Genomic DNA, 11,818 nt, shown 5'->3' on the forward strand with positions numbered 1-11,818 from the left:
CTCTGATTTGAATGGCACTAATGGCTTTTTAATTAACGGCATTGCAGCAAGTGACAGTTTAGGCTCCTCAGTCAGCAATGGGGGGGACATCAACGGTGATGGCATTGACGACCTGATTATTGGGGCAAGTAATGCCTCCCCCAACGGCATCGGTGGGGCTGGGCAAAGCTATGTAGTGTTTGGGGGGAGGAATCTGGGCAGTGGCGGCAGCCTCAACCCCTCTGATTTGAATGGCACTAATGGCTTTTTAATTAACGGCATTGCAGAAAATGACTCTTCAGGCTCCTCAGTCAGCAATGGGGGGGACATCAACGGTGATGGCATTGACGACCTGATTATTGGGGCAAGTAATGCCTCCCCCAACGGCATCGGTGGGGCTGGGCAAAGCTATGTAGTGTTTGGGGGGAGGAATCTGGGCAGTGGCGGCAGCCTCAACCCCTCTGATTTGAATGGCACTAATGGCTTTTTAATTAACGGCATTGCAGAAAATGACTCTTCAGGCTCCTCAGTCAGCAATGGGGGGGACATCAACGGTGATGGCATTGACGACCTGATTATTGGGGCAGTAAATGCCGACCCCAACGGCATCAGAAATGCTGGGCAAAGCTATGTAGTGTTTGGGGGGAGGAATCTGGGCAGTGGCGGCAGCCTCAACCTCTCTGATTTGAATGGCACTAATGGCTTTTTAATTAACGGCATTGCAGCAGGTGACTACTCAGGCACCTCAGTCAGCAATGGGGGGGACATCAACGGTGATGGCATTGACGACCTGATTATTGGGGCACCTTTTGCCGACGCCAACGGCATCGGTGGGGCTGGGCAAAGCTATGTAGTGTTTGGGGGGAGGAATCTGGGCAGCGGCGGCAGCCTCAACCCCTCTGATTTGAATGGCACTAATGGCTTTATAATTAACGGCATTGGTTTTTACTCAGGCGTCTCAGTCAGCAATGGGGGGGACATCAACGGCGACGGTCTTGACGACGTGATTATCGGGGCACCATCTGCCTCCCCCAATGGCATCTTTGCTGCTGGGCAAAGCTATGTAGTGTTTGGGGAGAGGAATCTGGGCAGTGGCGGCAGCCTCAACGCCTCTGATTTGAATGGCACTAATGGCTTTTTCATTAACGGCATTGCAGTATATGACCAATCAGGCATCTCAGTCAGCAATGAGGGGGACATCAACGGTGATGGCATTGACGACCTGATTATTGGGGCATATGGCGGCTCCCCCAGAGGCAACTTTTATGCTGGGCAAAGCTATGTAGTTGTAGTATTTGGGGGGAAGAACATTGGCAATGGCGGCAGCACTCCTAATTTTACAGGAACTGCTGATGCAGACACTCTCATCGGCACAGCCAGCAACGACATCATCGATGGCAAAGGTGGTAACGATACCCTCACAGGTAATGGCGGTCAAGATAAGTTTGTGTTTCGCTCTGGCGATCGCAATGACATTATCACCGATTTTAATGGCGTTGGTAAAGGCTCAAACCCATCGGCAGCTGTGATTGCTAAAGTGGACACACTGCAATTTACGGGTAATGGCTTAACTGCCCGAAATCTGCAACTAACTCAAAGTGGCAACAACTTAGAAGTCACCTTTGAAAATGTGGCTAACACCAAAGTCACTCTGCAAAACTTCAAATTAGAAAATCTGGATAACGTACCAGCAACTTCTTCACAACCAGCGATTGGTAATATCTTGTTTGATGGGCAAACCAGCATCGCCGACAGCTTTGATGTGATTAATGCCAACTCTACTCAAACTAGCATTTTCAACAAAAACACTGTCACCTTCCTCAATGACTCAAACAATCACATCGCTGGTTTTAACAACTCCAATGATGTGATTAATGGTCAAGGGGGTAACGACGTTATCAATGGTTTGAGTGGCAACGACTTACTACGGGGTGGTGCGGGACATGATAAGTTAATCGGCGGTGCGGGACATGATACCCTTGTCGGTGGCGCGGGTGCTGACAAATTCCTTTACAATACCAATGCTTCCTTTACCAGTGCTGCTGTTGGTGTAGATACGATCGCTGATTTCAAACACTCCCAAGGTGACAAGATTATCTTAGATAAGACTACCTTTAATGCGATCGCTTCTGCTGCGGGAACAGGTTTTAGTAACGCCAGTGATTTTAAAATTACTTCTTTAGGGGGAGCTAGCAGTGCTGTGATTGTGTATGACGCTGTGAGTGGGCAGTTGTTCTATAACTCTAATGGCAGTGCGGCTGGTTTTGGTAGCGGCGGTCTATTTGCAACTCTCACTGGTGCGCCTACTCTCACCGCATCAGATTTTGTGTTGCAAGCGTAATTCGCTCGGAACACGAAACTTCAAGCTCGGAACACGAAAGGCCGAGTTCAGAACACGAAACTCCAAGTTCAGAACACGAAACTCCAAGTTCAGAACACGAAACTCCAAGTTCAGAACACGAAACTCCAAGTTCAGAACACGAAACTCCAACTTCAGAACACGAAAGGCCGAGTTCAGAACACGAAACTCCGAGTTCAGAACACGAAACTCCGAGCTTGGAACACGAAATTCCGAGCTTGGAACTTTAAAGCTGAATCCTTTACTAACAACTCTCGGCTATTTAGATAGACGAGTCATTTCAAATAATTGCTGGGCATTACTTCCTAAAAAAGCATCGAAAAGTATTTGCTTTCCAGATTCCACTTCTACTAGATAGCGCTGGGCAATTTCATAATAGGCGTAAGTCCAAGGTATCTGAATTTCTGCGCCACTGTTATCATCTAACACTGTCACCATTTCTGTTACTGCTTGAGTTGCAGTTTGCCGCAAACCACAAGCAACATTTCCCTCTATCTCTGCTTTCATTGGTACACCCAGGTTAGTCAGAGCACTGGCGGTAGTATCAATGTCTGGATATTCTGGAGTATTCTGTCCGTTGACGTAGCCTGTAAAGTGGTTGACAGCATATCCGTGCAGCAACACCCAAGCTCCATACTGAGTAACTGCATTCACTTCTTCGACAACAGAATGCCCAGGAGGTTGCCAAGGGCGGGTAAAAACTTGCTGGACTTGTTTGGCAATAGTTTCAATGTTCCCGTCTTTTTGTAGAAGAGTAAGGGGTGAGGTCAGTTCGTATGGGATTGAAGATACTGTTTGAGAGATGAGTTGAGCAATATTAGCAGGCAATTCATTGACAATCAACTCGCTGATAAACAGCTTGGGTAAGTTAAATTCTTCTTGTTGCGGATGACGATAATGACGCGCGTACAGATGGGTTTGAGCAAAATTATACTCTCCAGCCGCCACATAACCTAAAGCTTCTGCAAGTTGTCCAAGGTAGTCAATTCCTAAGTTAACTTGATTCTGTGGAGTATCTACTAATAAACGCAAAGACCGAAAGGCGATGTGGTCGTTGGCGATAGTCCCACCGGCAGAGGTAATCATTTGCTGGTAGGTACGGGCATGGTTTACTCTGGTGCTGTATTGTTGCCAGAGGAGTTTCCATAGATGAAGGGCTATTTCGGGTTTCATGGGTTGATAGGATGATTTTTTTCACGCAGAGGCGCAGAGGCGCAGAGAGTTTTTAGGGTTACAATATGTCTGAGATAATCTGGAGGGCTATCTGAATTTGGTTGCTGTCGATAATTAGAGGGGGACAGAAACGAATTGCTGCTTTACCACAACCTAGCAATAATAGACCCCGTAAGAAGGCTTCTTGGATAATGCGATCGCGCAATGTATGATCGAGATTACCCTGTTCATCCAATAAGTCCACCGCAACCATCAAACCTTTACCTCGTGGCAAGGACACTCTGGGAAATATTTGATGCAATTGAGTAAGACCAGTTTGTAATATTTCTCCCATCTGGGTAGCATTAATCATCAAACTACTTTCTAGTAAGCGCAGGGTGGCAATACCAGCAGCACAAGCCACAGGATTACCGCCGAATGTGGTAGCGTGAGAACCAGGCGGCCAAGTCATTAACTCTGGTCTGGCAAGTATCGCTCCTAAAGGCAAACCACTAGCGATACCTTTGGCTGTAGTAATGATATCAGGCATGACTCCCCAATGCTCGATCGCAAATAAGCGACCAGTCCGCCCCATTCCTGCTTGTACTTCATCCACTACCATCAGAATACCGTGGTGATCGCAAATATCCCGAATCCTCTGCAAGAATCCATCTTCGGGGACGATATACCCACCTTCTCCTTGAATCGGTTCGACTACGATCGCAGCTACCTCTTGCGGTGGTAATATTGTCCCAAATAACTGTTTTTCTAGGTAATCTAAGCTAGCGTGAGTGCCGTAGGGAATATGAGTTACCCCAGGAACTAAAGGCCCAAAGTTAGCTCGCTGCACTGCTTTGGAACCAGTGAGAGACATTGCTCCATAGGTGCGTCCGTGGAATGCACCCAAAAAGGCGATGATTAGCGATCGCTTGGTGTAATATCGAGCTAGTTTGATTGCTCCTTCGTTGGATTCTGCTCCCGAATTGGTGAAAAATACCTTTGCGGGAAAGGCAGCATTACTCTGTGGCTGGGGAAAGGGAGCGCGAATCGCTAATTGTTCCGCTAGTTCCACCATCGGCTCATAATAAAAATCTGTCCCTGACATGTGCAGCAGACGCGCCGACTGTTCTTGAATTGCCTTGACGACTTCCGGGTGAGCGTGTCCGGTGGCGGTAACGGCAATACCTGCGGTCATATCTAGAAATACATTGCCATCTACGTCTTCTACCATACAGCCCTCGCCACGTGCTACGACTAACGGATAATCGCGGGTATAAGAAGGAGAAGTTACGGCGCGATCGCGTTGTACAATTGCTTGAGCGCGAGGCCCAGGTAAGGAAGTTATTAGGCGGGGTGTACGAGGTAAACCTAAATTAACCGGGATACTTAACATAGTTTTTTCGATTTTTTAAAGATTACTGATGATTAAACGCGAAGATGTGATATTTTAAAGTAGCATTAGATTCTATGGGTGACAGAAATTACGCATTTACCGAGAAATTAGCAGATACAACTGCGATCGTGAAAAATACAGATTATTTTTGTCATCAATCTTCAGAGGTATTTAACGAAAAAGCTTCATGGTAAAGGCTTTCGGATCTTTTAAGACTCTCGCCCGTTTTATAACACAACTTTTGGTAGATATTGTAATTATTTAAATATTTTTCGCATATATCATACAAGTTATACGCTACTCAACCGCTTGCTTAAACATGATTTCTAACACTAAGACGTCATCTTAGAAGTAATTAGCAAAATTATACAAAACCAAGTGAAACAAATGGCTGATATTATGAATACTGCCGTTACCTCTGGTTCTTTTAGCAACCTGGTTGCTGCAATTAAGGCCGCCAATCTGATAGATACCCTCAAAGATATTGATTCGTTCATCGCCTGTGCATCCACAGATCAAGCTTTTGCAAAGCTTCCACCAAGTACTGTAGAGACATTGCTTAAGAATATTAATCAGCTCGAAAAAGTCCTAACGTATCACATTGTTTCCGGCAAAGTGATACCGATAAAGCCCATTGAAGGTTCAAGTTTGTTCAATACTATCAAGATAGATTATGACTCACAGCCTCAAAACCCGATGCTGATGATAACGGTATCATCCACATCATTGTTGATTCCTAAGTGAACAAATGTATGTAGCGGTTCCCATGTGCAATACATATCAAAAGCTTATTCCATCACCTCTGTGTGTGAGTTAGGAGAAGGGAGATAAAGTACAGCTTTATCTCCAAACTTGTCTGATATCATGTTTGACTTAATATTTATGTCATTGCGAACATTGCACTTCTCTACGAGAGGCTACGCGAAGGTTTAGCGCAATGACATATCGTAAATAATTTACCGAACTTGATATGACAAATTAAAGACAACATTTAGTTAAGTTAATTTAGCAATTTAGGCTGTAAGAATGAAACATTTGTTAAGGAATAAAACTCATTTGATTACTCATTGCAGCCAGGATCATATATCTACAGAAACTAATCAATCTGTAAAGGATAAATATACTTGCCTTTGCTGTTCAAATGCTTTACTCCGTCACGTCCGTTCGGGAGTAGTTTACTGGCGTTGTAGCTACTGCTATCAGGAAATGCCAGTTTAGAAAAAGAAACTATCGTTCTAAGTCGTCTTTGCCCCCCTTTTTAAGGGGGGTTGGGGGGATCAAAAGTCTATGGGGCAACTCTAGAAGACTTGTGTGTACACCGTAGCCTTAAAAAGCGGGGTTTTGGGGATCAATAAGTGGCTAAAATCACAGCCAAATACTTTTTAAACATCCTTTAAAAAAGTCGTATCCGTGGATGTGAAGAAATTTACTTATCTCTCAGTCAACAAAAAAACTAGAGTAATCTAGAAGCCAAAACCATCCTTAATCAAGTTTAATTAATCACTAATATTCCTCATGAATCTATTGCAACCTAATCATTCAGAGTTTGCCTGGTGGGTAGAAATTAACACTGTTGTTCCACGCTGTACTTATTACTTTGGCCCTTTTGATAGTGAAAAAGAGGCACAACTTTCTCGAACTGGCTATGTCGAAGACTTATATCAGGAAGGAGCCAGAGACATCATTGCACTAGTCAAACAATGTCAGCCTGATGTCCTAACGATTTTTCAGGAAGAAGCACAAGTCAAAATATCAGAACTTATGCACTCAGAATCGAATTAAACATAACTCTTGTGGTGCCATTGGTGTCAACTTAACGTAAAAACCAGTCTAGATAATGCTTTTAGAGATTGTCTCGTTCCCCTGCTCCGACTGGGAATGCCTAACGGGAGGGCTGCCGCCTCAAGACTTGCGGCATCGCGATGAGCAGTATTTCTAGCGTCTGGCTAGAAACGAGGTTTAAAAGGGATTTTGGCTTAAGTTGACACCAATGGCAAGATGCCCACCCTAATTATATAAGTTAAATGTGGAACAGCTTATCTATATAATACAATTATAATTTTTGAGCAAGTAAGTATTCATAAGTAAGCTCTCTATCTCTACTTAAGCATTACAGAGTAATGCTTGAGTTTAAGTCTTGCTAAAGGTTGAAATGTATAAGATAAAAGTCTAACTTGAGTTGGTTACAAAATTTTAAAGTCTTGAGGTATACTTTATAACTCTATGTAAGATTAATCGAGCAAAATGCTGCTTGCTATCACGGCAATATCTGTAAGATTACAAAACATTAATAAAAACTTAAAATTTGAGGAGCAGGGTTTTGTCCTATGGTCAAGAGATCGCTCCAGCTAACACTTGCCGGGATTCAAGAGGCCAAAAGAGCATTTGCTCGCAAGGGGTGGACACAAGACAATCTGGCAGAGGAAGTTAACCTTAAGACTAGACAACCGATTTGGCGGTTTTTTACTGGCCGTCCGGTTGAGCGTCATACCTTTATGGAAATTTGTTCGGTGTTATCACTGAATTGGCGGGAGATTGCTACCAATCCCCCGGCAGAATTCTTGGAACTAGAAGAATACACCCAGCCTTCTGGCTCGGATATTGATACATTAGTGCAGAAAGTGCGATCGCAACGCTTCGATAAAATTCAAGACCAGTGCGGTATTTTACAATTATTAGATATGAGTCATCCTGTTGCGATCGATGACATATATATTGATGTGAATATTTTGGAGGAAATTGCCAGTCAACAGTACTTTGAGATCACTGACTTCCAAAAATTTAATCGAGAAGAATTTGACCGTTTTGGCTTGGGTGAGATTGACCAGAAACAGATAGTCGGTATGCGGGCAGTTGAAACATATTCCAAGCTCAGGGTACTGGGCAAACCGGGAGTAGGAAAAACCACCTTTTTGCAATATCTCGCCATTCAGTGTAACCAAGGCGGATTTGCGGCGAATCAGATTCCGATCTTCATTACACTGAGAAATTTTGCCCAAGAGTCTAAGATTACCAACGATTTCAACCTATTAAACTACATCCGCCAAGAGTTTCTCACATCTGGAATTTCAGATCCTTCAGTAATTGAAACCTTGCTGAGTGCAGGTAGAGTATTACTGTTGCTTGATGGCATGGATGAAATTCTTAACCCCCAGACCAATGCTGTCTTAAGTGAAATTCGCAGGTTTTCAGAGAAGTATCACAAAAATCAGTTGGTGGTAACCTGTCGAACAGCGTCTCAAAAACTCAGCATCCGAGGCTTTACCGATGTTGAAATTGCCCCATTTACCCTAGAACAAATCCGAGCCTTCGCTGAAAAATGGTTTGTGGCCTTTAGCAAGACCAACACTCAAGATGGCCAGGCACAGTCCGTTCAGTTTATTCAGAAGTTGGAATTAGATGAAAACTGGCAATTTCGTCAACTCGTCGTCAAACCCCTATTTCTGCATCTTGCCTGCTGGGTGTTCCACCGACAAGAAAAATTTCCGATTAAGCGGACTGACTTTTATAAGCAAGGTTTAGACCTTTTATTAGGCAAATGGAATGAAGCTAAAGGCATTGAACGAGACGAGGTTTACCGAGGGTTTTTATTACCGCAAAAGCTCAAATTATTAAGTCAAATTGCCTCGGCGACATTTGAGAAGGGTCAGTACTTTTTTGAGCAACGCGTTATTGAGCAATACATTGGTGATTATATTCAGAATCTCACCAAAGAGCCGATGGATGCAGAAGAAGTGCAAATAGAAAGCGAAGCGGCGTTAATGGCAATCGAAGCTCAACATGGGATACTGGCAGAACGGACGCGGGGAATTTTCTCCTTCTCCTATCTAGCGTTTCAAGAATACTTCACGGCGAGAAAAATCGTTGCTAGCCATAACCTACAGGCATTAGAGCAAGCGCTGGGAGGTTTGGTGAGTCATATTACTGACCCGCACTGGCGCGAAATCTTTTTGTTGACAGCTACCATGCTCCGAAGCGCAGACTCTCTTGTACAGTTGATGAAGCAACAAATTGATGCACTGGTTGCCAAAGACGCTTATTTACAAGAATTTTTGACCTGGGCTAGTCAAAAATCTCGCACTATTCCAAGTAAATCAAAAGATGCGACAGTTCGAGCATTTTACCTTGCCTTGAGTCGTGATCCTCGCCTAGCTTCTCGGTTTGCCTTAGCTAGCAGCCTTGATCAAGGGATGTTTCTGGATGCGCTATTAGATAATCTACTGCTGGAGTGTGCAGTTGATGCAAACCAGGACTTTGCCCACATGCACATCTGTGGAGAAGCTCTAAGCAACATTCTGGGAATTGTTCTGGATGTTGGACTTCATAAATCACTGCAACAACTCTCTGACCAATTTCCGAATTCTCGTCAAAGTCAAGAACGGTTTCAGCTATGGGGGCAGACGAACTATTCAGCTTGGGGTGAACAGTTAAAGACGACGATTGATAATTATCGCAATATTAACCACCAGTGGCAGTTTACCCCTGAGCAAGAGCAAGTACTACAACGCTACTACGATGCTAATCAGCTACTACTCGATTGCTTGCATAGCAATTCTGAAGTTACGGCTGCTATTAGGGATGAAATTGAAGCTACTTTATTGTTGCCTCAGAAGGAACTTGAGGACAGGGAATGGCAATAATTCTTTTGGTTAATTATCCAAATTTTACGTTTTCGTCTTATACAATTTAGCTGCACATCAGTTTATCACGTCTACTGAATTACCTACAAATCCCCAATAGGGTATGGTAGCACAGCTAACTGTGCTACCCTCTCTCGTTCCCATGCTCTGCATGGGAATGGCTGATTAGAGGCTCTGCCTCCAGTTTAGACATTGAGCCAGAGACTCAATGAAGGCATTCCCAGGCGGAGCCTGGGAACGAGGAAAGCCTTATTTTGAATTGTTCAGCTACGGTTATCTATCTGAGCGCGTTGCAAACTTCCTGAAAAGTCAACATAAACACTTTTCCATTCTGTGAAAACATCCAAGGCAGTGGTTCCAGCTTCTCGGTGTCCATTACCGGTTTGTTTCACACCACCAAAGGGCAAGTGTACCTCTGCGCCAATAGTGGGGCCGTTAATATAGGTGATACCTGCTTCGATGTCGCGCATGGCAGTAAAAGCTCGGTTGATATCACGGGTGTAAACTGAAGAAGAAAGACCATAATTGCTATCGTTGAGGATAGCGATCGCTTCTTCAAATGAGCTAACCTCAATTAATACCACCACTGGGCCAAATATTTCTTCACGGGCGACGCGCATGTCACGAGTTACGTCATCCAAAATAGTTGGCTGAAAGAAATAACCGTTTTTCAATGAGCCTTCGCTGGCAATGTTCCCACCAATTAAAACCTTTGCTCCTTCCTCACGGGCAATATCCAAATACTTGCTCACCTGTTGGAGTTGCTTTTCATTGACTATGGGGCCGATATCTGTATCAGGGTCAGTGCCAGCACCCAAGCGTAACTTACTGGTACGCTCATAGAGCATAGCGGTAAATTTTTCTTTGATATCACGATGCAAAATTAGGCGACTGGTAGCTGTACAACGTTGACCAGTTGTGCCAAATGCTCCCCATACTGCACCATCTAATGCCAGTTCCAAATCGGCATCTTCCATCACCACTTGAGCATTTTTGCCGCCCATTTCCAGACAGACGCGCTTGTGAGTGCGTCCGCAAGTAGCGCCAACAAAAGCACCGGTTTCTGAAGAACCTGTAAACGACACCAAATCTACATTAGGATGCTCAACTAAAGCTTTCCCCGCCTCTTCTCCCACACCATGCACCAAGTTTATTACTCCTGGTGGTAAACCTGCTTGTTGAAAAATTTCAATCAATTTAGTTGCACAGCCGGAGGTATCTTCGGCAGGTTTGAGAATGACTGTATTGCCACATACCAATGCTGGCATAGCTTTCCAGCAAGGAATTGCCACTGGGAAATTCCAAGGGGTAATTAAGGCACAAACTCCTATGGGCATTCGCACAGTCATGGCGAATTTATTAGGCATTTCCGAGGGTGTAGTTTGCCCAAAGAGTCGCCGCCCTTCGCCAGCAGTGTAAAAGGCGCAGTCAATACCTTCTTGAACATCTCCTCTAGCTTCTGTCAGAGGTTTACCCATTTCCTGACTGATTAACTGGGCAAGTTCTTCTTTGTGCTGAAGTAATATTTCTCCAACGCGAAAAATATATTCTGCCCTAGCCGGGGCTGGGACTGTGCGCCAACTGCGGTAAGCTTTACGGGCGGCGGCTACTGCTGTATCGACATCATTCACTTGAGAACGGGGGAATGTGGCAACGACTTCGGTTTTGTCAGCAGGGTTGCGGCGCTCTAGGGTTGCTTCCCCTACAGCACTCAACCATTGACCATCGATGTAATTGCGGCAAGATAGCGGAGTTGTCATTTTGAAAATCTCCGGCTGATGATCTACTAAAACTTGTGTACTAAGTTTGCTTGCTTTCTAGGTTATCCTCAAGTTTAGGAAATTGGTGAGATAGAAATATCAATATAAACTCTACACCTACTCTACAATCCACAAATCAAAACCTCACCCCGATAAAGCTGTGCTTTATCTCCCCTCTCCTTACTAAGGAGAGGGGTTGGGGGTGAGGTTTTCACGGGAACCGCTATATTCAAAAATTAGTAATGAATATCTTTGGAGAAAAGGGTATATCTGAGCGGATTTTTTCCATTATAAATATAATACCCTGTCAACTGATAAAAAGTCAACAGTCGCTTTACTTCAATTAAAAATTAAACCTAGTGTAGAACAATTTTAAAGTTACCTGTTGAGCGTTTGGCAATTTCATAAAAAGCGATCGCTACGAAAATAATCCGTTTGTTGATGAAACGGATGCGTTTGTCCATGAAACGGATGCGTTTGTTGATGAAAATCATCTTTTTGTTGATGAAACGGATGCGTTTGTCCATGAAACGGA

Annotated in this window: 8 protein-coding genes; 4 read left to right on the forward strand and 4 right to left on the reverse strand. The window is 44.1% G+C overall.

Features of this window, described 5'->3' with window-relative positions; all coding sequences use genetic code 11:
* Positions 1-2,320 (forward strand): beta strand repeat-containing protein (locus tag F8S12_RS29305; RefSeq protein WP_196519777.1); only part of this gene is annotated, 2,320 nt, incomplete at its 5' end.
* A gap of 276 nt (positions 2,321-2,596) precedes the next feature.
* Here the strand turns inward: F8S12_RS29305 and F8S12_RS29310 are convergent.
* Positions 2,597-3,511 (reverse strand): DUF1338 domain-containing protein, encoded by a 915-nt coding sequence (locus F8S12_RS29310; protein ID WP_196519778.1) that lies wholly within the window; start codon positions 3,509-3,511, stop codon positions 2,597-2,599.
* 58 nt (positions 3,512-3,569) lie between these two features.
* A complete protein-coding gene (locus tag F8S12_RS29315; protein WP_196519779.1) occupies positions 3,570-4,883 on the reverse strand; it encodes an acetyl ornithine aminotransferase family protein in 1,314 nt (437 codons plus the stop codon).
* A 387-nt stretch (positions 4,884-5,270) separates the two neighbouring features.
* Between F8S12_RS29315 and F8S12_RS29320 the strand changes: the two genes are divergently transcribed.
* The 3 genes from F8S12_RS29320 (at position 5,271) to F8S12_RS29330 (ending at position 9,523) form a co-directional block, all read left to right on the forward strand.
* Positions 5,271-5,627: a fasciclin domain-containing protein gene (locus F8S12_RS29320; RefSeq protein WP_196519780.1), complete on the forward strand. Its 357-nt coding sequence runs from the start codon at positions 5,271-5,273 to the stop codon at positions 5,625-5,627.
* Between the two features lie 771 nt (positions 5,628-6,398).
* On the forward strand, positions 6,399-6,665 hold the full coding sequence (locus F8S12_RS29325) for a DUF1816 domain-containing protein (protein ID WP_196519781.1): 267 nt from the start codon (positions 6,399-6,401) through the stop codon (positions 6,663-6,665).
* Positions 6,666-7,210: 545 nt separating this feature from the next.
* Positions 7,211-9,523, forward strand: a complete 2,313-nt coding sequence (locus F8S12_RS29330; protein WP_196519782.1) for an NACHT domain-containing protein — start codon at positions 7,211-7,213, stop codon at positions 9,521-9,523.
* Between the two features lie 263 nt (positions 9,524-9,786).
* Here F8S12_RS29330 and F8S12_RS29335 read toward each other — a convergent pair whose 3' ends face one another.
* Entirely contained in the window at positions 9,787-11,283 is a 1,497-nt protein-coding gene (locus F8S12_RS29335) for an aldehyde dehydrogenase family protein (protein WP_196519783.1), read from the reverse strand.
* Between the two features lie 356 nt (positions 11,284-11,639).
* On the reverse strand, positions 11,640-11,810 hold the full coding sequence (locus F8S12_RS29340) for a hypothetical protein (RefSeq protein ID WP_196519784.1): 171 nt from the start codon (positions 11,808-11,810) through the stop codon (positions 11,640-11,642).
* Positions 11,811-11,818: the final 8 nt, after the last annotated feature.

This window comes from Nostoc sp. WHI (assembly GCF_015714725.1).
Lineage (GTDB): Bacteria > Cyanobacteriota > Cyanobacteriia > Cyanobacteriales > Nostocaceae > Nostoc.

Bases quoted from the DNA above. Each gene is read 5' to 3' on its own strand.
- F8S12_RS29310 (WP_196519778.1), bottom strand. From the start codon at position 3,511: ATGAAACCCGAAATAGCCCTTCATCTATGGAAACTCCTCTGGCAACAA.
- F8S12_RS29315 (WP_196519779.1), bottom strand. From the start codon at position 4,883: ATGTTAAGTATCCCGGTTAATTTAGGTTTACCTCGTACACCCCGCCTA.
- F8S12_RS29320 (WP_196519780.1), top strand. From the start codon at position 5,271: ATGGCTGATATTATGAATACTGCCGTTACCTCTGGTTCTTTTAGCAAC.
- F8S12_RS29325 (WP_196519781.1), top strand. From the start codon at position 6,399: ATGAATCTATTGCAACCTAATCATTCAGAGTTTGCCTGGTGGGTAGAA.
- F8S12_RS29330 (WP_196519782.1), top strand. From the start codon at position 7,211: ATGGTCAAGAGATCGCTCCAGCTAACACTTGCCGGGATTCAAGAGGCC.
- F8S12_RS29335 (WP_196519783.1), bottom strand. From the start codon at position 11,283: ATGACAACTCCGCTATCTTGCCGCAATTACATCGATGGTCAATGGTTG.
- F8S12_RS29340 (WP_196519784.1), bottom strand. From the start codon at position 11,810: ATGGACAAACGCATCCGTTTCATCAACAAAAAGATGATTTTCATCAAC.